Source organism: Comamonas sp. CMM03 (assembly GCF_019218715.1).
In the GTDB taxonomy this organism is placed as follows: domain Bacteria; phylum Pseudomonadota; class Gammaproteobacteria; order Burkholderiales; family Burkholderiaceae_C; genus Comamonas; species Comamonas terrigena.
In genome coordinates, this window is sequence record NZ_JAHUXB010000002.1 from 306,878 (window position 1) to 327,099 (window position 20,222).

A 20,222-nucleotide genomic window follows, 5' to 3' on the forward strand; every position below is an offset into this window, starting at 1 on the left:
CCGCTACTCGATGGGTTCGACCTCAAACACCTCCATAGGGGCCAGCTTGAGCAGTCCCTGAGCATCGTTGACTGTGCCCGAAAGACACTGCTCAACGTCGGCAAACTCGACCGAGATCGCGCTGCGTTTGTCCCGTTGATCTGCCTGACACCAAGCATCGAGCTTCCTTCGAGTATGTAGGAAATTACTGGCCTTATGTGCCGTTCAGAAGTCGTAGGATCATTGACACTGCATCAGCGTGGTAGTATCACGCGAAAAAAAGGAATGTTACAAAATGGAACAAAAAGAGCAGGGACTGCCGACGAGACTGGCCTTTCCAGTGATCATTGAGTCAATTTTCGAAATTCGATTCGCTCCTCAGCAAGGAGTTGCAGATCTATTGCCTGGTATTTTGCTTACCAGCTTTCCTGAGAAGCCTAGAGTGGAAAGGTTGCCTCTGGCTGATGTCCCTCACCAAGTTCGACTGATGCAACCAGAATTGGCAGGCCAGCCTGTAGTTCGACTTGTTTGGGACACTCATAGCATTTTCATAGGTGATGGTGTTCTTGGTATTGGTTGCGCCATTCCCTACCCTGGTTGGAATAAGTTCAAAGCAATTATTAATACCCTCATGAAATCTAAAACTATTCATGAGACACTGCCTACTCCAGACCGCTTCTCCGTGAAATATGTGGATTTTTTCCGAGACAGCAAGTTCCCCGGCATTACTAACAAGCTTAAATTGGATATAAAGATCGCCGATGAAAATCTGATCGAATCTCCAATTACTCTTCGAACCGAACGAAAGATGGATGATTATATATGCCTGATGGAAGTGCATTCCCACGCGCATGTATCTTTCACAGGTCCAGAAGAATCGCCGCCGGAGACAGGGACCATTATATCTTTCGATTTGATAAAAGAATCAAAAGACAATCAAGGATGGGGGAGTTTTCTAGATGTTTTTGATAGTTCTCTAGAGTATTTGCATAACGAGGGGAAAAATAAGTTTTTTGGCTACCTCTCTCCAGAAGTTCTCAAAATTCTTGCACCTACTTATGACTAATCAAAAAACCTATTCAATCGGGACATCCAAAACATTTGCTTTCATGGCATCTATTGGATTAGGACTCCTTGCCTCAAACTCGCTTTCACCGAATATAGTGGACTTGAGTGCTAGAGAAAATAATTTGATAAGCTCAAGCAATTGGCAAGAACACAAAATTGAAAGCACAAAAACATCGGCATACTCTGTTAATGTTGGGATGAGAAGCTTTGTCGAACTTGGTAGCTACAAATTTCATAGTGATTTCGAAAACACCTTAGAAGATTTTTGGACATCTTTAAGCGATGGGTCGATATTTAACGACATGGACCCTGAAATCTTGGAAATGACTAATAAAATCGTTTCCGCAAATCCGCACATCGCGGACTTTATTTAATACAGGTATTTTAAATGGGGATGGGAGAGCCAATAGAAGAGTGGGAATACGATAACCACCCTAATAAAGATATCGTTTCCACACGATGCCAAGAAATTATTAAAAATCTAACCGGAAAGATTCAAGAAATATTCCAGGTTCTACAAGAAACTCGGCCGTCACACAAATTCATGTTCGAAAATGTTGTGCCGACCAATAAAATCTATTTGGCGGGAAATTATCGAGGAGCAAAATATCCTCAGTTGTGCGATCGCCCCGTATACATTGCGGGATTTCCTGGTGGACATTTCTCTCAGGTCGAGAATTTAATGAAAAATTTTCACCACACACTGAGTCAAAATATAGCCAAGCTTAGCGATTATTTCAAAAAAAACCCTCTAACTGCTCAACAAAAAATCTTTGCATTAAGTAAATTTGTGAGTATCTATTTCGTCCAATTTTTGGCGATTCATCCATACGCAAATGGCAATGGTCATATCAGCAGGCTGCTAGTGTGGTGTATATTTAATTTTAAATTAGTGAAATGTTCTTTCTGGAGTGTTCCAAATCGAAATATCAATCCCCCAGATCAGTACATTGCAGCTTACCGACTTGGGAACCAAGTGCCCTTGGTGAAGGCCTTCATCAGCTTGATTTCCTCAGAAAATACTGGGGCAAATCTAAACTGAAATAAAAGAGAAGCCGCAACGCTACACAAGTTCACGGAATGTTGGCTCCGATTACGAGAACATGAGAAATGCCTGTGTCCTACGCTCGAGCTCAATTCCAAATCACAACTCCGGCCCGCTGACACTGCTCAGCGTACCGCTGGAGGTAGCCGAGCTTTGCAGCGTCTTCTGCGATGGCATCTCGGAGATCGAGAACACGCTCTGATACGCCTGCATCGAGCGTGATGGCGTCATTGCCCACGCCGCCGGCGCCGGCATCTGCGCCCCCAGCACCACTGGGTTGATCGACGTAGCGGGTGACGATGCGCACCCCGCAAGTGCCAGCGCGTACGCAATCACGCATGCGCTGTGTTTCAGCTTTGGCATTTTTCAAGTCCTCAGTGCTTTTCTTGTCCGCAGAAGCCAGGGCCAATCCGGCCTGGCGCTCATAAGCTCGGACCGCATCGGCTGCAGCCCGGGTTTTGGTGGCGATATCGGCAAGCACGCCGACATGCCCCTGCCGGAGCTGGGCCAGCGCAGCATCAGACCGCCAGCCCTGGGCCACCCAACCAGAAGCAAAGGCCCCGGCCAGCACCAGGGTGGCTAGGATGGTTTTGCCGCGGCCCGTCATGCCAGCCCACCTTCGCACAGTTGGCGCTCGGCCGCCCGGCGGCGAACCAGGCCGGGCAGCTGTTTACCGCCGGCATAGGTCCAGCGGCTCAGCTCCGCACAGGCGCCCCCCATATCCCCGGCGTTGGCCTTGCGCACCAGGGTAGAGCCGCAGAATGCCCCCTCCCCCACGTTGAAGGCGAACGACAGGAACGCGGCGCGCTGGCCATCGGTCAACGGCTGGCGGATGCAGGCCAGCGCGTCTGCATGCTGGGCCAGGTCCTGGTACAGCATGGCCTCGCACTGCTCGCGCGTGAAGGCCTGCCCCATGCGCAGCTCTGGCCCGGTGTGGCCGGTGCACGCCGTCACGATGCCGATGGGGTCGCGGTACGTGCGATGCACGGTGCCCTCATACGTGGCCACGAACGGGACCACGGCCGCCGCGGCTGCAGCACCGATGGCGGCGATCAGCTTTTGCTTGTAGTTCATTTCGGGTAGACCCCCCCACGTGCTGCATTCCAGGCCGCAGCCAGGGCCACGCCCAGCGCCACGATGGCGGCCGTGGGCCGCGCCAGTTTGCCCATCCAGTTGAGCACCTTGAAGGCCCCCTTCATGGCGCCGAAGAACTCCAGCAGATCCGCCAGCTGCTGCTTGAGCTCATGCAATTCCTTGCGCGTCTGCTCCAGCTCTCGCGCGATCGAGCCCTGTCCGCGCTCAATCTCCGCCATGCGCGCGCTGCCGTCATCAAAGCGCTTGTTGATCTGCTGCACAGTGCGCACCGGCAGCTCGTTTCCCCATTCGTCTTGCATATTCCCCCCTTACCCCCAGCAAAAACCAAAGGGCGTTTATTGAATAAATACCGGTTCACTGCGGCTGCATGGCGGCCACAATCTCAGCTTTGCGTTCGGGCGTCAGCAGCCCCATTTCAACTAGCAGGGCGAGGCCTCGCTCGGTCTCCGGGTCCTCATAGCTCCAATACAAAGCACCGAGCAGACGGTCATAGAGCAGTTTGACCACCGGGTCTGCCTGCGTGGCCGTCACCACCTCTAGCTGCTCTTCAAGCGTGAACAGATCGAGCTTCTGATTGCCCACAAAGCGCGGCCACACGACGGGGAGCACACCAGACCCCCACGTGCCATCCGCCAACGCGATGCTGCCCACATCTGGGCGCTGCTCTCGCATCACCACCCAGCCCTCGGGACACTCGCCTCCTACTTGCTGCAGGCTTTCGCCCACGATTGCGAAAACTTGCATGCTCACCCCTTCACTTTGTTCACGCGCACGCGGCACGGCAATGGATTGACGATGTTTCCCGTAATGCCAAATGGGTTGCCGTCATAAGCACTGGAGACCATCAATGCAGCGCTGCCGGTCTGCACCACAATGGTGTCTGCATGCTGGCGCGCCAGGATGCCAAAGCCATTTGTTGTGGAACCGGTGCCATCAACCGTGATAAAGCCCCCCACACCTCCCCACACGCCCCCGTACTGCAGCTGCACTTCGCAGATGACGCTAAGGCCAGGGTAGGGATTGGCCATCACATACCGGCTATTGACGGCCACACTCGCAGGCGATGCCTGAGATCCGCCATTGGGATAGATGTAGGTTGAGCCAATTGCCGCATCGAGCAGTTCTTGAATCTTGGCCAGCACCCACGTGCGGGATGCCAGGGCCCTCCAGGCCCCAGCAACTCGGTCCCAGAACTCGGGCTTGTAATCCGCAGCGTCCTGTGTGTTGCCGCGAATGAGCAGATATCCCGCCGGTATGCTGCCGGCTGCTGGCCGCAGGGCATCGGAGCCTTCGGGCAGCAATGCCGCGCCGGTAGCGGCTGTTTGCTTCACAGAATTGGCAGCAATGCTTTCAGCATCTTCTGCCGCGGTCTCTGCCCGGTTAGCAGCAGCTTCGGCGGCACTGCGTTCCGCTCCAGCAGCATCCAGGGATTGCGCTGCGCTGCCAGCATGAGCCTGAGCAGCATTTTTGGCAGCCGTTGCCTCGTTGCGATACCCTAATGCCGCATCAGATGACGTCTGAGCAGATTGCTTTGCCAATTCGGTCGCCTGGCCAATCGCCTCAATTTGCTGCGCCTGCTCGTTCATCTGCGGCACTGCCTTGAAAAGGTCAGCCCAGACTTGAGACGCCTTCTGTTCAAAATCTGCCGGCGTATCAGCTGGAGTAGGCGGCGTGCTGATAGGGTCTATTTGGGTAATCATGATTTTTATTAGTGGATTAATTCTCTACAAGCCCCTCAATAGAAATTGAAATTTCTATATCAGTCGCGTATTGAATGACTATTTCATAATTGCTATACCAGCCGTACACATTGGACTGGTCAAACTTCTCGGATATAAGCCATAGCACCGGCGTGGCACGAATGCTGGAAAGAATTCGATCAACGTTATCAATATCCTTGCTATCCACTTTCAAAGATATCTGGCGATTGCGTGAATATCCCCGCTGCTGCAGTTTCACTTCGCCCCATTGATCGACTTCTTTGCGCGAATAATCCCGCATTCCCATTTGCATGCCAGCCAGGACACCCAAGCCAATGCTCTGCTGCTGCCCAACCAGAATCACGCCAATGCCAGCGTTATTTGCGGCTTCAATTTCGATGTGAATCGTTGCCCCACGGTAACTGGGCAAATCCAATGCATGGAAGTTGCGGCGCTCACGCCGCTCGCCAAAGGTCCACGGGTACCAGCCCGCAACCCCAGGGGTCGTCCAGAGAACAGTGGTCTTGTCGTACACCGTTCCATAGGACGGATCAATGACCTGCACGCGCACGGAGCGGAGCCCATCAAATTCCAGCAGCGCCACGGAATTGACCGCCCGCCCAGATGTGATCTCAAACCAGGCCGAGCCCGAAAACCGCGTCTTTGTGGAGTGCGACAAATCAAACGCTTTCCAGCGGTTTGTCGGGCCAACCTCAACCCACCACTTGTCATTATCTGGCGGGTATTTACCGATGTTTCCAGCTTGAACAGACTCCCACACCTTATGCCCAAGCACAACGCGCGCATCAGCGGCATATGTGGTTTCGCTGGACCAAGCCGGGTAGTCGTTCTCCGGGATGCTGGTGTTCAGCATCTCGGCGGTGACGGTTTGGGGCTTCACAACGACCAGGCTCATGCCGCCTCCCTTACTGCGGGAGGACCTTGGGTTTCCCAGAACATCATCAGCCGGTAAATATCTTGTTGGATGCGGATCGTTGCAGAGGCTTGCACCCTGCTTTCCTCAATCAGCCGCGCTATCAGCGCTTCAAGCCGTGCCGTGCTTGCGCCGCCACCGCCACCCAGGAAAGCCAAGGTCTGCTGGGCATTCCAGATGCGGCTTGGACCAGTGGCCTCCAGCTCAGGGCCGTTCTCGCCCACCAGGCGCAGACCGCCCAGGTGGTAACCGCCGGCGGCAAATGCCGGGACCTGTTCACCCTTGAGGGCCGCCACAATGGCGCGCAGGCCTGCCAGCTGGGCCGCTGTGCCGGCGTTGATGGCATCCGCAATCACCTGTTCCGCCGATACGGTGGCTGCGCTCAGGCTCTCCAGGGCCGTGTCGATGCTGTCCAGCAGTCCCAGCGCAACGTCCTGGTAGTTGTCAGCCTCCGCGTCACCCTCCAGCAGATCCGCAGCATTGCTGGCCTGGGCCAACAGCTTGGCTGTCTGGATGCGCCAATCGGCGCCGGTGGCCGCCTCGGCTTTCAGCGCCTCAGACAAGCCCTGCAGGTTGCCAGCCATCGCATCCACGTACCCCGCCCGGGTAGTGCCAGTTGTGGCCAGCGCCATAGCGTAGTCAGTGGCATACCTTTTTCCCAGCTCTGCGGCCGTCTGCGCGGTGTCCAGCTGCCCAAGTCGCACCTGGTCCACAACGGACCGAAGGTTGCCTGCACTTTGCAACATGGCCTGCACGGCCGCAGCCTGGGCTTCGTAGAAGTCCACCACCTCCCCGCGCAGCTCGCTGAGCTTGCTGACGCTGCTACCAGCCTCTACCACCCAGTCCTTCATTGCCGCGGCATAGTCCACTTGCGCCTGCACCTGAGCCTGCTGCGTTGCCGCCAGCACAGCCTGGGCCGCAGCCAGCTGGTCCGCGTAGGCCTTGGCGGCAGCAGCGGCGTCGTCATACACACCCTGCTGCTGGGCGATGGCGGCATCCAAGCCCGATATCACCCCGGTCATTTGCTGCAGCGTGCGCTCGTATGCCGCTTGGGCATCGTCACGAATCTGGGTAACCGTGTACTTCCGATAGCTGTGGCTGCCCCGCCGGCGCAGCCACTGGTCCATGGCCCAGGCCTGGGTATCGTCAACGTTCTTCTTTGCGGCGTCGATCTGCGCCTGTGCATCGCTGCGCTGGGTCTGCAGACCGCCCAAGGTGGACTGCTGCTGACCCGCGGCTGCCGCATAGGCATCACGCACAGCCTGCGCCTGGGCAGCAGCAGCGGCTGCGGAGGCTGTGGCATCCCCTGCAGCATTGACACCAGCCATGCTGGGGCCCACGGTGTTGATGGCAGCAATCGCCGCAGCGATTTCCTCAGCCGTCATCGCATCGCTGCCACGCAGTATGTCTTTGCGCGAAGCCGCCACATCCGACTGGGCAGCGGCAATCGAATCCTTCAGCCCAGCGAAGAGGTCATCCACGGACTTGGCCATGCTCGCCAGTTCGCTCGCCCAGGTGTCCGATATCCCAGCGAACTGCGAAGACAGCCCCAGCAGGACGGCGGCAAACTCGGCGCCACTCTCCCCGGCCGCCATCTGGGCCTCCACGAGCGCACGATATTCCTCGCGCGTGTTGGGCAGATCTGCGCCGTACTTAGTAAACACCTCCTGCAACTGGGCCAGCGATCTTGCCTGCTTCTCTGCATCCGAGTAGTACAGGTCGTAGAACTGACCAGCATTGGCAACCAGCGATTCAATCCCCCCGGACACAGACAACAGTGTGGTTTCCACTGCATCTGTCATGTCCTTGAACATTGCCATGGCGTCACCCAGGCCTGCCAGCTGCGCCTTGGTAGCCGCGATCTGCTGCGCAAGCTCTGCGATGGCTTGGAATTTCTCGGTGCCGGACAGCTTGTCAAGCTCAGCTGTGGCGCCATCGATGATGGCATCGCCCCATGCCGGTGCGATATTACGCAAAGCTACCAGTGTGCTGCCCGAGACCTCTTCTAGGTACTGTCCCCACGCTTTCTCTACGTTGGATGAGTAGCGGCCTGACTTGCCACCCCACCCAGCAATCGCAATGCCATTTGCATCGGAAATGCTCAACAACCCACGCGACTTGTCATCCCCATCACCAGAGAAACCGGTTTCCACGCGCCAGCCGGTCGATTGGCCAAAGGCCTTCGCAAGCCCATCGAACATCCCGCCCAACGTCGAAGCTAGCGAAGAAATCCCAGTCTGCGTCGTGCCAGACCAATTCTTTGCCTGGTTCACGTTCACTGTGCTGCGGTCGCCCGTGAGCGCCCCATCGTCATAGACAGCGCCCGCCCCCACGTGGGGCGTGCCGCCGTTGTCCAGCGCCTTGGCCAAGGTGGCAATGGCCGCAATACCAGCGATCCATGGCGCCGCAGCACCTATCGCCATACCGAAGCCCGTGGTGCCACCAGCGGATCCCATCAGCGAAGCGGTACCGCCAATGCCCAATTGACCGCCGGCTGCGATCCCGGAAGCCAGCTCCCCCAGGAAGCTGCTGCCGAGCATGCTGCCAACGCTGCCGATACCGGCGGCCAGCGACCCCGACAACCCACCCGAGAATGCCGACCACAGGGTCTGCCCAGACTGCAGGGCGCCAATTAGCCCCGTGCCACCAGATGTGGATGCGGCTGCCGCTGCAGAACTGGCGCCACCAATCAAGCCGGCAACCCCGGCTTTCACAATCGGTTGCAGCACCAGCGTGCCGAACAGGCGCTTCAGGTAGGTCGCGGCATTGGTGCCACCGGCCATGATGTAGTCGGCCAAGGTATCGCCAATCGTCTGGCTGACCTTTTCCCACTCCTTGGCCGCATCCTTGGCAGATTTTTCGTTGGCCTCGCGCACGCCGCGCTGGCCCATCACCTCCACCAACTTGCGCCGGGCCTGCATTTCCTTTTCCAGAAAATCCAGCGTCCTTGGCGCCTCGCCGTTGGCCACCGCCTGCATATAGGCATCCTCGGCGCGGGCGGCAGCCACCATAGCAATGGCCTGGCCGTTGCTGATGTTGCTGGCCGCAGCCAGGCGGGCTGCCTCTTCTTCATCCTGCGCTGTGCGCAACGCCTGCTGCACAGACTTCAGCGAATTCTCTCGCTGCTGGTTCAGGCGCTCCAGGGCCTTGGCGTCATCCTCGTTGGCCTTGGCCAGCGCCTTAGCGGCAATCGCCTGCTTCTCCACGGTGTCCAGCACCTGCAGGCGCGCCTCCAGGTCGGCACGCTGCCGGGCGGAATACTGGCGCCCCTTGGTATCCAGTTCCTCCTGCAGCTTGGCGCGCAGTGCTTCCGTCTCGGTCAGCTTCTTGCCTGCTGTGACCTCGCTCTGCATGGCCACAATCTTTTGATTGATGGTGGACAGCAGCGATTCGTAGGATGTCTGCGCCTGCTTGGCCGCAGCCCCACCCTTGCTCAAGCTCTTGTTGTGCTCTTCGGTGACAAATGCCAGCACCTTCTTGATATCGGCTTCAGCCTTACCGGCTGCTTCCGCATCTGCACGGGCCTTGGTCAGCTTCTGCTGAAGCGTTACCTCACCTTCCAGCGCCTTGGAATACTTGTTGTCAAACGACTCCCGAGCACGCATCAACCGCGCCGATTCAGCCTGGGAAGCCGCTTCCAGCTGCTCCAGGGCAAGCTTGTCCTGCAGCAGCGTCAGCTCGCGCTGAAGATTGGCAATGCCCTTCTCCCTCGACGCCTGCATTGCCGGGTTGTCAACGGCCAAGGGCTGAGACTTCCGCTTATCCAGTTCCGCAGAAACGCGCGCAATCTCGTCAGAGATGGTGGACTTGCGGCCAACGCCCAGCATGGCATCCCAGGTCTCGGCAGCAGCTTCCTTGATCGCCCTCCAGCCGCGCTCGATGTACCCCAGGCTCTCTTCGATCTGCCGGGCACGGTCGCGCATGGAGCCTTCCAGCGCATCCATGGCCACGCGGCTGGCGTCCGCGCTGCGGCCTTGGGATTCCAGCGACTTGATCTGCTCGTACACCGAAACCGTCAGGAAGTTGGTGCCCTGGTTCAGCTTCAGCACCGCCTCCAGGGGCGCACCCTGAAGGTCGGAAAACTGCTTTGCCGTGGTGGACACGGCCTGGCCCGTGGCCCGCTCCCACATCACCGCGGCCTCTGTGTAGCGGCGCATCTCATCCCCACCGCGCACACCTGCATTCACAAAGTCCGCAAGCCCTGCGGCCGCCTGACGCTGCGTCCCCACTACGCTGTCAATCGCACGTGCGTATTCGCGCAGCTGGCTGGTGGTCACGCCAGATGCATTGCCGGTGGTGACAATGCCTTCCACCCAGGCGCTTTGCTCCTTGCTGCCCTGGTAATACGCCACGCCCACAGCGGCAACCCCAGCGGCCATCAGCGTGAGGGGGTTGATCAGCCCCACCACATACCCCGCCATGGCCTTGGCCGCGGCAGCACCACCTCCAAAGCTGCCAGCCAATTGGGAGCCCTGCTGCAACATCACAGTCAGGGGCGCCTGACCGGCCTGCAAGCTCACCACAATGTCCTGGAACTGCATGGGCAGCTGCTGCGTGGCTTGCTGCAGCTGCCCAGCTGTGCGGGCCGCATTGCCCATGCCCTGGCTCAGGCCGCCCAGTTGCGACCCAGCATTGCCCAGCTTCCCCAGGTCATTGCCAACCTGCTGCAGGCCTTGGGATACTTCACGCTGGCCATCCAGCGTCATCTTGATGCCGATGGGGTTCATGCATGCCCCCAGTCGGCAGCGCGCTCAAGCTGCATCACGCTCGCGCAGCTGTGCCCAGGCTTCCAAAGCGGCATCCTGGGCATCCAGCAGCAATTGCCAAAGCTCACGGCGTTCAGGCCCGGGGTCCACACCCAGTTCATCCAGGTGCGCGCGCACGCATGCCAGGCTGAGACCGGTGCGCCCCCCCATACCGCCGCTGTGCCACTGCCCTTTGAGCTGCCAAAACACATCCCAGGCTTGCGCGCAGTCGGGCCAGAGGTAGATTTCTTCCTCTGGCTCGCCTGCAGCATCCGGCATGATTTCGGCCAGCTTGCCCACCAGCGCCCCCATGGGGCTGTTCGGGTCTTGCTGCTGAGCCTGATTGGCTTGCTGTTGGGCATGGGTGAACTCAATCCAGCGGCGGATGGCCTGCGTCAGTTTTTTGCCTTGACGCCAGATTCGGTCACATAGGCCACGTAGGCCAGCTGTGCAACACCCGGGATGCAGAACAGCTGCTCCAAAGACTCGGGCGAGTAATCCACCGGCTTGCCGTCCTCACCCAGCACATCACCCCAGGCCTTAGTGATCTTGGCAAATCCTGCGGACAGCTTCTCGCCCTCCACAAAGACATCCTTCCACTCGTCGGCAGGCCGGCGCTCGCAGGTCAGCGAAAAGTCCACCGGCTGCTTGTTGCCGTGCTCGTCGTTCAGTTCGCCCTTGACGCGGAACTTCACCAGGTTGGAAAGCTTGATCTTGATACTCATGTGGTCACCCGATAAAAAACAGGCCCGAAGGAAAGAAGGTGCGCGGCTGGCCTGCTCGGGCTAGACAGACCCGCCGGTGCACCCGGCGTGCCGCGCGTAAACGGTTGCGGCCTCAGTTGGGCAGCACGGTGGGCAGGTTCTGCGCGTCGATGGTCACCGGCGTCATCACCGCCTGCTGGGCCTGGCCGGTGGGCACGCCCGCCGCACCCACATAGCCCACAAACAGCACCTTGGCGCCCGTGCCAAAGCGCAGGCGGAAAGCGCGCACAGTCTTGCTCTTGAATGCCTTGTTGCACTCGGCAAAGCCGGGGTCGGTCAGGTCGAAGAAGTTGGTCATGCTGATGGCCATGGCCGATGCCACCGTGGGCGCCTGCTTTTCCACGGCGTCGTGGATGGTGGTCAGGTCCGCCTTCTTGTATTCGCCGCCGGACACGTTGATGTTCTGCACGCTGCTGAACGACGCGCCGAACGTGATCACCTGGAAGCTGCCATTGATGAACGTGTCGTAGGTGGTGGTGTCCTCACCCTCCAGCTCGAACGTCTTGGCCGTGGTGTTGACGTTGGCAATGCGGAAAATGCGCTCGTTCACCTGGTGCATGCCCTGGGCCGACAGCGAGATGTAGTCGCCATTGGCCGGGTTCACGGTGCCGCTGTAGGTGGCCACGCCGGGGCTGGCCTTGGACAGCGAGGTGATGGTGACGGTCGAAGCCAGGGCGGTCTGGACGTCAACACCCACGTTGCTCCAGAAAAGACGGTTTTGTGCAGCCATGTCGGGCTCCCAAAGTAAAAGTCAGGAAAGAGATGCAGCAGCCGTGAACTGCTGCACGATGAAGGTCACCGTGGCACAGCCGGTCTTCTCGCCGTCCACGTCAAAATCCCAATGCACCCCAACGGGCGCGATATCGGCCACTACCTGGCCCAGCGTCCGGTCGGCAGCCACTGCATCGGTCACACCCAGCAGCAGCGCATCCAGCGCGTCTTCCAGGTCCACACCAGCACGCGCCCGGGCGTAGCACTCAACCGCAAGCACCAGCTGCCACTGACTGCTTGAACCGCAGCCGGCAGGGGTCTCCCCATCGGCCTGGCTGGAGCGCACCACCACGGCCGTGGCCATGTCGCGGGGCACCACCCGGCTGCGGTTGCGGAACACATTGGCGCTCACTGCCGCACCCTCCAGCTGCAGCTGCACAGCCTTCACGGCCCGCGCAAACGCGGTGGATCCGGTAGATGTGCTCTCAGGCATGCAGCACCTCCAGGACCAGCAGCGTCATGCCCGTGCCATCGGGCTGGTCGTCTTCCACCGTGAAAAGCTGCCCTGCCACCTCCAACTTCATGCCGCGCACGCTGGCAGGCACTTCGCTGGTGGGTAGCAACAGCGTGGGCTGTGTGGTGGCCATGCCCAGATCCCCCACCCCGCCCACAGCCCCGGCATCATCAAAAATGCCTTGGACAGTCACCCCACCCAGCACGGCCGCCTGGGCAAAGTGCTGGGTGTTGAAAAAGGGCGCGGTGTTCAGCTGCAGCATGGCGGCTTAGGCGGTCAGGATGTCTGCGAAGGTGGCGAACGATTCGGTGTTGCGCACCGCAATGTCCACGTCCTGCAGGGCAATCACGCGCACGGCGCCACTGGTGCCCAGGGTGGTGGTATCCACCGTCAGGTCCAGCGAACCCCACATGCCGATCACCAGGTCTGCCCAGTTGCCAAAAATGGCGGCCGAGCAGTTGTTTGCCGTGCCCTTGGTCAGGTTGCTGGGCAAGGCGTTGGTGATCGCACAGCGGTAACCGTTCAGCGGCGTGTCACCGTTCTCCCAGATGAAGCCGTTTTGGCCGCTCACCTTGGAAGTGGTCTTGAGCTTGCCGCGCACCTTGGCATTGGTCAGGTAGGCCAGCGTGCCCACGTCGGCATTCGCCACGCTCACAGCGGTTTCCAGGCCCACAACGTGTTCCCAGTTCGGTGCTGCGCCATTGGTGCCGCCCACCACGGTAGGCGTGGCAACGTGGCCGCCCAGAATGCCCTTGGGGCGGTCCGCCGCATGCACCAGCCCAGCCTGCTGAATCGCCAGGCCCAGCACGGTAGCAAGGTCGTTCTGCACCATGCCTTCCACGTCAATGGAAGACTGCAGCAGCAGCTTGCGGCTGATGTCCGTGAAGGCACCCACCGTCTTGGGCGACATCAGCACCTGGCCAATGGTCTGGCCCGACTGGGTGGGAGAGCCGTCTTCCGCCACCCAGTAGGCCGTGGCAGCGCCGGTCTGCTTGGGGATGGCGATATCTCCCACCAGGCCCGACAGCGTGACAGCGCCCATGCTGTTGATCACCATGGCGTTGCGCAGCAGGTCGATAAAGCTGCCGCTCAGCAGTTCGGTCGCCACCAGGTTGCCGCCCTTGGTTGCAGTGCCCTTCACCAGGTCGGAGGCACGCACCACGTCGTAAGGCAGCATCAGGCCGCGAGCCTGCTTGCCCATCTTCTGGGCTGCGGCGGCCGAGGCTTCAAACTCGAATGCTGCGGCGCTGCGCGCATTGGCATCGAGCGGGTTGGCCAGCGCATGCAGGGCACGCACGATGGAGAAGCCGCGCACTTCCTTGTCGGTCATGCCGATATCGGCCGTGGGCTTGGGCTGGGTGGACAGGTGGCGAATCATCTCGCCCTGGAACTGCTCCACAGTCAGGCCACGCTGAATGGCCGACATGGCCAGCTCAGGGCCGCCCTTGATGTCTTTGGCCAGCGCAGAAATCTCCACCGCGTGGTTGCGCTGGGCGGCCTGGGTGGGTTGAATGGGCGCGGCATTGCCGGCGCCACTGGTTGCTTGTGTATCCATGGTTCGGGTTTCCTTGGTTGGAGAAGGGGTTGCGCTGGCAGCGGCGGCAGGCGCAAGCTCGGCGCCGGAAGCGCCAAGGCCGCGGCCAACGCCCACCGACATATCGGCGGGCACGCTGAGCAGGCTGATTTCGTAGGGCTCCCAGTCCGTGATGCGATAGATTTCCTGCCCATCGCGCTCCTCGGCCAGCACAGCCCGGTGGATGAGGTAGCCCACAGAGACGTTGCGGCGGATGCCGTCCTTCACGTCCTGCCACACCTCTTCTGCACGCACGCTTTTCCCAAAGCGCACTACGGCACGGGCAACCTTGTCCGTGCCGATCTCGACAGACTCGACCACGCCCACCACGTCGCGCGTGTTGTGGTCGCACAGCAAGTTGGCGCCCGCACGCAAACGCGCCTGGCGCATGGCACTGGCTGTGCAGTCCAGAATTTCAGTGCCCCACCAACGCTCCACCGGTGTTTCACTGGCGAAGGCCAGCGTGACCGTGCGAGCTTCTTCATTGATGGCGCCACGCTCCAGCTGCAAGCTGCGCACGGCCTTGCCGTCCTGCAGGTTGCGCAGCAAGCCAGCGGGCACTGCGGCATCCGTGGCTGGGGGTGTTGCGGTTTGGTTCATGCACCGCATTGCACGGCGCAAGGGGTGCAATCTCTAAGGGGTAGGATTGCACGTAAACAAACTTCGCCAAGCCACGATGAGCCAGCAAAGCCTGCTTGAACTATTCCATGCCATCACCTTTGATGGCCTTACCGAAGGGAAACTCACTCAATTAAGACAAGCTATTGCTAGCTGCTCGGACCCCTCCGAACTAGAGCAACTGATTGACGGCATGCTTGCGTATGGCTGTGACGAAAATTTCGAACTAGTTCAGCATGCTCGGAAGCGCCTAGCCGCTCTGAAACAACGGAAAGCCCACAAACCAGATGTCGCAGTCAAACGCATGAGCGCCCTGCACAGTGAGCACTATCAGTGCAGGACCAACAGCGAATCAGAGCAAGACAGCGGACCATCAATCTGATGGTTAAGCCCCACACATACAGTGGGGGCCAGTCTCCTTATGCCGCGCTAGACGAGCTTTTGGCCTGAGTCGTAGCCCCCGGCGTGGCGTCATACGCCGGCAGCGGCACGCCCAACGACTCAGCCAGTTTCCGGGCCCGGGCAATGGACTCCAGCACTTCATCAAAGTCATAGCCCATCGATGCGCACAGGTCCTGCGGACTCCGCAGACCGGCGCGCACCTCCAGAATATTGGCCTCGGTATCGCTCTTGGGGTCCACCCAGTCCCAGCGCCGGGGCATCCACTCATGTGCGCGAAACTTGTCGATCTTGCTGGCGGGCAGCGGGCTGCCACCCGGCATGCGGATCTGGCCTGACAGCAGGGCCATCAACAGCCAGCGCTGGAACACCCGTTCCATGAAGATGCGGATGAACCATTCCTGGTCCGCCATCCAGCGGTCCCGCTCTTCCAGCGTGCCTGCCCGGATACTGGAAAAGCTCACGCCCTCCAGGTCGCTGGCCAGACTGGGGTAAGACACGCGCCATCCGCTGGCCAGGCGCTGCAGCGCGGTTTTGACAAAGGGGGCAAAGCTGGCTTCGGGGTACTTGCTCTCGCTGGCCTCCACCCGGTAGCCCGCCGGTAAGGTGTCGTACACACCCGGCTGGCTGACCATCACCTGCGCCACATCCTTGCCGTCGTACTGGCCCACGCCGCCGGTACCGTCACCGTCCCCCACCATGCCCGCCGGCGGCTCGCCATCCGGGCTGTAGATAAAGCCGTAGTGGTTAGCGCCATGCTCGGCCGCCAGAATGGCCGAGAACTGGAATCCTCCCAGGTGGTGCAGGCTCAGCATGCCGGGCGCCATCCACGGAATGCCGCGCACCTGCTCTGCATGGTCCACCTTGAAGCCGTGGATCAGCTCTTCCACCGGCACCCTCTCACGCTGGCGGCCCTGCCCGGTGTTATCCTGCGGGTGGGAAGTCCAGATGTGCAGAGCCACCGGTCGGCGGTAGGCGTTCACCTCCACCCCCATGATCACCAGGTTGCCGGTGCGCGCCTCCTGCGCGTTGTACTGCGTGTCGATCCGGTCCACGTCAATCAGCTGCAGGGCGTAGTTGAAGGCGTTGCCCGCGCTCTCCCCAATCACCTCGCGCACCAGAAACTCGCCGTCGCTGGGCATAGCCCCCATCATGCTGGAGCACATGTCGCGCAGGCTTTGCTTGCCCGTCACGTCAGCCACATCCCCCCACCGGTTCCAGGCCTGCTCAATGGCCCGGTTCGCCAGCCGATCTGGCTTGCCCGGGGCATCCTCCACCCGCATCTGCAGCCGCACACCGCTGGCGCCCACGATGTTGTCGGCGCACATGCCCGCGTACTTCTTGGCGTAGTCGTTGTTCTTGACAAGGTCACGCCCCCGGGCGCGCAGCTTGTTCAGGTCGCTGCGCAGTTCGCTGTTGATGGCTGTGTTGGTGGCCAGCCAGTCCGCCTCGGTCCGGCTGATGCGTGCAGCCGTAAATGCGCGCTTTGCCTGGGCAGGCGCACCGCGCCGAGCAAACGATATCTTGGGGATCAGGTTGCGCCAGTTCATCGACGGAAGCTCACATAAACGCGGCCGCCAGGCCCTCTTCCAGACCGGCGCGCGTCCTCGCGCGCCACTTCCTGCACCAGCCGGTCATGGTGCTGCCACAGTTCCGGCAGGCTGTACTGGGCCAGGCTGCGGCCTTTGATGGTGTAGCTGGCCGCGGCAATGCTCTGCGGGTTGGCCAGGTGTTCCTTGACGGCATCCAGCGCCCGCCGCGCGGGGCTGCGGGCGTCAACGCCCTGGGCCAGCGCAGGCTGTACAGTGCACAGCCCTTCGCCCACGGTGTAAACATCCGCGTCCTTTTGCACCCGTGCGCGCCAGGTGTAGGGCCCGGCGGGCCAGCCGGCAGTCTCTGCAGCGGTGATGTGCACCTCAAAGCCGTGGCCGTCATCGGAGGCTGCTGCGTTGACGGTGCGCACACCGGCAGCACTGGCAAACAGGAACTCCAGCGTCCAGGCTGCGGGGTCATAGCCATCCAGGGCCTTGCGCCAGCGCACCGTGTCGCCAGCTCTGATGCACCGGGGCTCGGTGTTCGGGATTTCAAGCATGCCGCCATTGCCCGCCATTTCCTGTGCAATCTCTAAGGGGCTGGGTTGCACCAGCCCCTGCCGTCAGGTCTTGATAATCTGGAAGATGCGCCGGCGGCCCAGCTTGTAACGTCTCTCCAGCAGCTCTATGCGCTCCCCGGCCAGGTAGTCCCGCTTGATCTTGGCGTCCCGCTCCTGGCGCAACTGGGCTGCACCGTCGGCAATCCACACTTCATCGCCACCAAACGCATCGCGCACCTGACGGTCCACCGCCGCCTGAAGGGCCGCGCTGGTGCGTGGCGCCAGGGCCATCACGCAGGCCAGGGTGTATTGCACGATGTCGTCGGTAACTGGGACCTCAGCCAGGCGCTGCAGCGCATCGGGCTTGATCTCGGGTTGTGGTGTATCTGTCATGCAGGCAGGCTCCTTTCTTGTTCGAATCACCAACCCATGCGGCGGGTTTGCTGCGCCACACGGCGGCGCTGCGCCGGGGTTGGCTGGCTGGTTGGGGTAATCGGGGTTTGCGGCTGTGCGGCTGCCGGTGCGGCACCGCCCTCGGCATCTGCCGCCGGCTTGATCTGGGCCAGCAGCTGCTTTTCGCGGGCATCCCAGTCCACTGCGCGCATGCGGTGCAGGCGCAGCTCAGGGTGGTGGGCGGCGGCAAAGCTGTAGACAAAGGTGTCCAGCGGCTCATTGCGTGCACCGCGCTTCTTCTCGTAGCGGTTCTTGGCCGGGTTGTAGGTCTCGCTCACCAGGCCGGCAAAGTAGCTGGGGTCCAGGTCGTGGCTGAAGTGCGTCACCCGCTCCTCCGCCGGGCGCTCGGCATCCACGCTCAGGCGGCCAAACAGCCAGTTCTTGGCCGCCACGGTGCCCACGTAGTAGGCGCGCACACCCTTCTTGTCGGTCACGCCCTTGTAGGTCACGTCCAGCATTCGGGGCTTCCCCAGCACTGGGGCGTTGTTGGGGATGGCGCCCTGTATGGCCATGGGCCGGCGCACCAAGGCCTGCCGCACCCAGTGCTTCACCTCCTCGGTGCGGTGGCCGCCCATGTCCTGCGCCGTGGCTTCCACACGCAGCACCACACCGTCCTGGCGCTGCACCAGCTTGTTCAGGTACTCGGTGGCGGCCGCAAAGGTGGCCGGGTCTGCCGGGTCGCCTGGTAGCACGTGGTGATCAAGGATCCAGAAGGCCATGCCCCGCCCCCAGCCCGTCAGCGTGATCTCCAGGCGGCCATCCTGCGTATCCACACCTGCAGTGATGTACAGCACCCCCACCGGGGCGTGGCGCAGCGCGTAGGGTTCAGCGCGTTCCGCAATGGCGTTGTGCCGCACCGCACGCATGCTGGCGTCTTCCCAGGTCTCGGCCAGCCGGTCATTGGTGAAGGTCTTCAGCTTCGCCGGGTCGCCCTGCGCATCCATCCACATCCGCGCCAGCTCCAGCCAGGTGGGGCCCAGGCCAAACTGGTAGTACAGACAGTTGATGTGGTAGCTGCGCACCCCCGGCAGTGCATTGGGGTTGGCAGGTACCCACTGGCCCGCGGCAATCATGTGCGTCTTGTGGTGCTCTTCAATGCAGCAGCCCGTTTCCTGGCACAAATACCAGGCGCTGCTCAGGTCTTTGCTCCATTGCAGGCCCGCCCACTGCAGGTACTGCATGTGGCCGCAGTGCGGGCATGGCACGTGGTAGCGACGCTGGTCGCCCTTCTCGAACTTCTCCTCGATGCGGCTGCGCCCCTTGATCTGCGGGCTGCTGATGTACACCCGGATGCTGGTGGCCGGAAACGCCGATGTGCGCCCGTCCAGCATCTCCACCGGGTCATCGCCGCCCTTCAGGTTGTTGGCGAACTCATCCACCTCGTCCACCAGCAGCTTCTGCACGGTGGTCGACTTCAGGCGCGACGGGCTGCCCGCATGCTCCAGGTACAGCTGGCCGCCCACAAAATCCTTGAAGGTCTTGGTGTTGCTGGCGTCCCGGCTGTTCACGCTGCGCAGCGCCTCGCGCACGGCCGGTGTCTCATCGATCAGCGGGTTCAGCTTCTGGTTGACCCACTTCTCCATGCTCACCTCACCCGGCAGGCAGACCATGATGGGCCCCGGCGCCTCGGTCATGAAGTAGCCCAGGGCGTTCACCTCCACCTCGGTCTTGCCGAACTGGATGGGGAACATCAGCGACACATCACGCACACCGCTCTTGCTGCTGCAGGCATCCATGGGTTCACGAAGCGGCGGGTTCCGGTTGGTGCGCCATTGGCCTGCCAGGCTGCTGCCCTTGGTGGACAGCACACGGTTCTTGTCTGCCCAGTCGCTGACCAGCAGGCGCTTGCGCGGCGCAATGGCGCGGGCCATGGCGCGCAGCGCGCGGGCGGGGGTTGCATACTGGCTCACGCTGCCACCCCTTTCTGCCGCTCTTCAATGTCCGCCGCCAGCTTGTTGATGGCAGCGGCCATCTCCGCCCGGGCGATATCCATCTGCTCACCCAGCACCCGCATCACCTCTTCCTGCGACTGGCCTGCCAGCATGGGGCCCACAGTGGCCGGCAGCGCGTCCAGCACACCGGCTACCTTGGCCGCAGCGTCTGCAAAAGCGCCGGTCACCTCGCCCACTTCGATCAGCTCCCCGGCCTCCTTGCGGAAAGAGGCCTCTTCCCGCAGCGCGGCATAGTGCTCTTTCTTCGCGCGGGCATCCTGGAACTGATAGTTCCCAGCACCACCACCAGCCCCAGGCCGTTGCGGCGGCACCTGCGCCCAGTCCTGGGCTTCATCATCCTCGCCGGCACCCGGGCCACCCACGGCATAGCCGCGCCCCAGGGCGTGGCGCTCTGTCACGGCGGCACGGCTGGGGTCACGCGTCTCTTCAATGCGCTTGATGGATTCGGCCACCAGCACATGCTTGCCATCGTCGGCCAGCACCAGGCGCCCGTCTTTGGCCAGCTGGTAGGCGTAGCGGCCCTTGTAGCCCATGTGGCTGTTGAATTGGCCGATGCTCATGATGTTGTTTGTGCTCATGG

General features: G+C 61.0%; 22 protein-coding genes. 4 read left to right on the forward strand and 18 right to left on the reverse strand.

Going from position 1 to position 20,222, the window contains the following annotated elements; all coding sequences use genetic code 11:
• Window positions 1-274: 274 nt before the first annotated feature.
• Genes KW830_RS08190 through KW830_RS08200 form a run of 3 tightly spaced genes read left to right on the forward strand, consistent with a single transcriptional unit; the run spans window position 275 to window position 2,089 of the window.
• Window positions 275-1,045: a TIGR04255 family protein gene (locus KW830_RS08190; protein WP_218332788.1), complete on the forward strand. Its 771-nt coding sequence runs from the start codon at window positions 275-277 to the stop codon at window positions 1,043-1,045.
• A complete protein-coding gene (locus tag KW830_RS08195) occupies window positions 1,038-1,421 on the forward strand; it encodes a hypothetical protein (RefSeq protein WP_218332789.1) in 384 nt (127 codons plus the stop codon). Before KW830_RS08190 ends, KW830_RS08195 begins: the two co-directional genes overlap by 8 nt.
• 14 nt (window positions 1,422-1,435) lie before the next feature.
• Window positions 1,436-2,089 (forward strand): Fic family protein, encoded by a 654-nt coding sequence (locus KW830_RS08200; RefSeq protein ID WP_218332790.1) that lies wholly within the window; start codon window positions 1,436-1,438, stop codon window positions 2,087-2,089.
• 91 nt (window positions 2,090-2,180) lie between these two features.
• Here the strand turns inward: KW830_RS08200 and KW830_RS08205 are convergent, their stop codons facing one another.
• The 13 genes from KW830_RS08205 to KW830_RS08265 all read right to left on the reverse strand — a co-directional run bounded on the left by KW830_RS08205 (window position 2,181) and on the right by KW830_RS08265 (window position 14,728).
• The gene (locus KW830_RS08205) at window positions 2,181-2,699 is read right to left on the reverse strand and encodes a lysis system i-spanin subunit Rz (protein ID WP_218332791.1); all 519 of its coding nucleotides are present in this window, start codon (window positions 2,697-2,699) and stop codon (window positions 2,181-2,183) included.
• Entirely contained in the window at window positions 2,696-3,166 is a 471-nt protein-coding gene (locus KW830_RS08210) for a lysozyme (protein ID WP_218332792.1), read from the reverse strand. Before KW830_RS08210 ends, KW830_RS08205 begins: the two co-directional genes overlap by 4 nt.
• Window positions 3,163-3,486, reverse strand: a complete 324-nt coding sequence (locus tag KW830_RS08215) for a hypothetical protein (RefSeq protein ID WP_218332793.1) — start codon at window positions 3,484-3,486, stop codon at window positions 3,163-3,165. Before KW830_RS08215 ends, KW830_RS08210 begins: the two co-directional genes overlap by 4 nt.
• A gap of 55 nt (window positions 3,487-3,541) precedes the next feature.
• Window positions 3,542-3,931 (reverse strand): hypothetical protein, encoded by a 390-nt coding sequence (locus KW830_RS08220; protein WP_218332794.1) that lies wholly within the window; start codon window positions 3,929-3,931, stop codon window positions 3,542-3,544.
• 2 nt (window positions 3,932-3,933) lie between these two features.
• Entirely contained in the window at window positions 3,934-4,887 is a 954-nt protein-coding gene (locus KW830_RS08225) for a hypothetical protein (RefSeq protein ID WP_218332795.1), read from the reverse strand.
• Between the two features lie 16 nt (window positions 4,888-4,903).
• Window positions 4,904-5,803, reverse strand: a complete 900-nt coding sequence (locus KW830_RS08230; protein WP_218332796.1) for a carbohydrate-binding protein — start codon at window positions 5,801-5,803, stop codon at window positions 4,904-4,906.
• Window positions 5,800-10,548 carry a phage tail length tape measure family protein gene (locus KW830_RS08235; RefSeq protein WP_218332797.1) on the reverse strand — a complete coding sequence of 1,583 codons (4,749 nt, stop codon included), beginning with the start codon at window positions 10,546-10,548 and terminating at the stop codon, window positions 5,800-5,802. Before KW830_RS08235 ends, KW830_RS08230 begins: the two co-directional genes overlap by 4 nt.
• Before the next feature lie 24 nt (window positions 10,549-10,572).
• Window positions 10,573-10,878: a DUF1799 domain-containing protein gene (locus tag KW830_RS08240; RefSeq protein ID WP_218332798.1), complete on the reverse strand. Its 306-nt coding sequence runs from the start codon at window positions 10,876-10,878 to the stop codon at window positions 10,573-10,575.
• A gap of 83 nt (window positions 10,879-10,961) precedes the next feature.
• A complete protein-coding gene (locus tag KW830_RS08245) occupies window positions 10,962-11,291 on the reverse strand; it encodes a hypothetical protein (protein WP_218332799.1) in 330 nt (109 codons plus the stop codon).
• A 112-nt stretch (window positions 11,292-11,403) separates the two neighbouring features.
• The gene (locus KW830_RS08250) at window positions 11,404-12,060 is read right to left on the reverse strand and encodes a phage tail protein (RefSeq protein ID WP_218332800.1); all 657 of its coding nucleotides are present in this window, start codon (window positions 12,058-12,060) and stop codon (window positions 11,404-11,406) included.
• 21 nt (window positions 12,061-12,081) lie between these two features.
• On the reverse strand, window positions 12,082-12,534 hold the full coding sequence (locus KW830_RS08255; RefSeq protein ID WP_218332801.1) for a hypothetical protein: 453 nt from the start codon (window positions 12,532-12,534) through the stop codon (window positions 12,082-12,084).
• Window positions 12,527-12,817 (reverse strand): head-tail joining protein, encoded by a 291-nt coding sequence (locus tag KW830_RS08260; protein WP_218332802.1) that lies wholly within the window; start codon window positions 12,815-12,817, stop codon window positions 12,527-12,529. Before KW830_RS08260 ends, KW830_RS08255 begins: the two co-directional genes overlap by 8 nt.
• 6 nt (window positions 12,818-12,823) lie before the next feature.
• Window positions 12,824-14,728, reverse strand: coding sequence for a phage major capsid protein (locus KW830_RS08265; protein WP_218332803.1), 1,905 nt, complete (start codon window positions 14,726-14,728; stop codon window positions 12,824-12,826).
• 76 nt (window positions 14,729-14,804) lie between these two features.
• Here KW830_RS08265 and KW830_RS08270 point away from each other — a divergent pair, with 76 nt between their 5' ends.
• Complete coding sequence (locus tag KW830_RS08270; protein WP_218332804.1) at window positions 14,805-15,128, forward strand: hypothetical protein; 324 nt, start codon at window positions 14,805-14,807, stop codon at window positions 15,126-15,128.
• A 37-nt stretch (window positions 15,129-15,165) separates the two neighbouring features.
• On the opposite strand, the gene KW830_RS08275 is transcribed toward KW830_RS08270, so the two are convergent.
• The 5 genes from KW830_RS08275 to KW830_RS08295 all read right to left on the reverse strand — a co-directional run bounded on the left by KW830_RS08275 (window position 15,166) and on the right by KW830_RS08295 (window position 20,220).
• Window positions 15,166-16,695, reverse strand: a complete 1,530-nt coding sequence (locus KW830_RS08275) for a phage portal protein (protein WP_218332805.1) — start codon at window positions 16,693-16,695, stop codon at window positions 15,166-15,168.
• Window positions 16,692-17,237, reverse strand: coding sequence for a hypothetical protein (locus KW830_RS08280; protein WP_218332806.1), 546 nt, complete (start codon window positions 17,235-17,237; stop codon window positions 16,692-16,694). Before KW830_RS08280 ends, KW830_RS08275 begins: the two co-directional genes overlap by 4 nt.
• 63 nt (window positions 17,238-17,300) lie before the next feature.
• A complete protein-coding gene (locus KW830_RS08285; protein WP_218332807.1) occupies window positions 17,301-17,630 on the reverse strand; it encodes a Mor transcription activator family protein in 330 nt (109 codons plus the stop codon).
• Between the two features lie 26 nt (window positions 17,631-17,656).
• Window positions 17,657-19,600 carry a phage terminase large subunit family protein gene (locus tag KW830_RS08290; protein ID WP_370626105.1) on the reverse strand — a complete coding sequence of 648 codons (1,944 nt, stop codon included), beginning with the start codon at window positions 19,598-19,600 and terminating at the stop codon, window positions 17,657-17,659.
• Window positions 19,597-20,220: a hypothetical protein gene (locus KW830_RS08295; RefSeq protein ID WP_218332808.1), complete on the reverse strand. Its 624-nt coding sequence runs from the start codon at window positions 20,218-20,220 to the stop codon at window positions 19,597-19,599. Before KW830_RS08295 ends, KW830_RS08290 begins: the two co-directional genes overlap by 4 nt.
• Window positions 20,221-20,222: the final 2 nt, after the last annotated feature.

What these genes read in the sequence shown, in the direction of transcription:
- KW830_RS08235 (WP_218332797.1), bottom strand. Translation starts at nt 10,548, where the DNA reads ATGAACCCCATCGGCATCAAGATGACGCTGGATGGCCAGCGTGAAGTA.
- KW830_RS08275 (WP_218332805.1), bottom strand. Translation starts at nt 16,695, where the DNA reads ATGAACTGGCGCAACCTGATCCCCAAGATATCGTTTGCTCGGCGCGGT.
- KW830_RS08255 (WP_218332801.1), bottom strand. Translation starts at nt 12,534, where the DNA reads ATGCCTGAGAGCACATCTACCGGATCCACCGCGTTTGCGCGGGCCGTG.
- KW830_RS08200 (WP_218332790.1), top strand. Translation starts at nt 1,436, where the DNA reads ATGGGGATGGGAGAGCCAATAGAAGAGTGGGAATACGATAACCACCCT.
- KW830_RS08190 (WP_218332788.1), top strand. Translation starts at nt 275, where the DNA reads ATGGAACAAAAAGAGCAGGGACTGCCGACGAGACTGGCCTTTCCAGTG.
- KW830_RS08280 (WP_218332806.1), bottom strand. Translation starts at nt 17,237, where the DNA reads ATGCTTGAAATCCCGAACACCGAGCCCCGGTGCATCAGAGCTGGCGAC.
- KW830_RS08225 (WP_218332795.1), bottom strand. Translation starts at nt 4,887, where the DNA reads ATGATTACCCAAATAGACCCTATCAGCACGCCGCCTACTCCAGCTGAT.
- KW830_RS08270 (WP_218332804.1), top strand. Translation starts at nt 14,805, where the DNA reads ATGAGCCAGCAAAGCCTGCTTGAACTATTCCATGCCATCACCTTTGAT.
- KW830_RS08220 (WP_218332794.1), bottom strand. Translation starts at nt 3,931, where the DNA reads ATGCAAGTTTTCGCAATCGTGGGCGAAAGCCTGCAGCAAGTAGGAGGC.
- KW830_RS08230 (WP_218332796.1), bottom strand. Translation starts at nt 5,803, where the DNA reads ATGAGCCTGGTCGTTGTGAAGCCCCAAACCGTCACCGCCGAGATGCTG.
- KW830_RS08215 (WP_218332793.1), bottom strand. Translation starts at nt 3,486, where the DNA reads ATGCAAGACGAATGGGGAAACGAGCTGCCGGTGCGCACTGTGCAGCAG.
- KW830_RS08265 (WP_218332803.1), bottom strand. Translation starts at nt 14,728, where the DNA reads ATGAACCAAACCGCAACACCCCCAGCCACGGATGCCGCAGTGCCCGCT.
- KW830_RS08250 (WP_218332800.1), bottom strand. Translation starts at nt 12,060, where the DNA reads ATGGCTGCACAAAACCGTCTTTTCTGGAGCAACGTGGGTGTTGACGTC.
- KW830_RS08195 (WP_218332789.1), top strand. Translation starts at nt 1,038, where the DNA reads ATGACTAATCAAAAAACCTATTCAATCGGGACATCCAAAACATTTGCT.
- KW830_RS08245 (WP_218332799.1), bottom strand. Translation starts at nt 11,291, where the DNA reads ATGAGTATCAAGATCAAGCTTTCCAACCTGGTGAAGTTCCGCGTCAAG.
- KW830_RS08295 (WP_218332808.1), bottom strand. Translation starts at nt 20,220, where the DNA reads ATGAGCACAAACAACATCATGAGCATCGGCCAATTCAACAGCCACATG.
- KW830_RS08240 (WP_218332798.1), bottom strand. Translation starts at nt 10,878, where the DNA reads ATGGGGGCGCTGGTGGGCAAGCTGGCCGAAATCATGCCGGATGCTGCA.
- KW830_RS08285 (WP_218332807.1), bottom strand. Translation starts at nt 17,630, where the DNA reads ATGACAGATACACCACAACCCGAGATCAAGCCCGATGCGCTGCAGCGC.
- KW830_RS08260 (WP_218332802.1), bottom strand. Translation starts at nt 12,817, where the DNA reads ATGCTGCAGCTGAACACCGCGCCCTTTTTCAACACCCAGCACTTTGCC.
- KW830_RS08205 (WP_218332791.1), bottom strand. Translation starts at nt 2,699, where the DNA reads ATGACGGGCCGCGGCAAAACCATCCTAGCCACCCTGGTGCTGGCCGGG.
- KW830_RS08210 (WP_218332792.1), bottom strand. Translation starts at nt 3,166, where the DNA reads ATGAACTACAAGCAAAAGCTGATCGCCGCCATCGGTGCTGCAGCCGCG.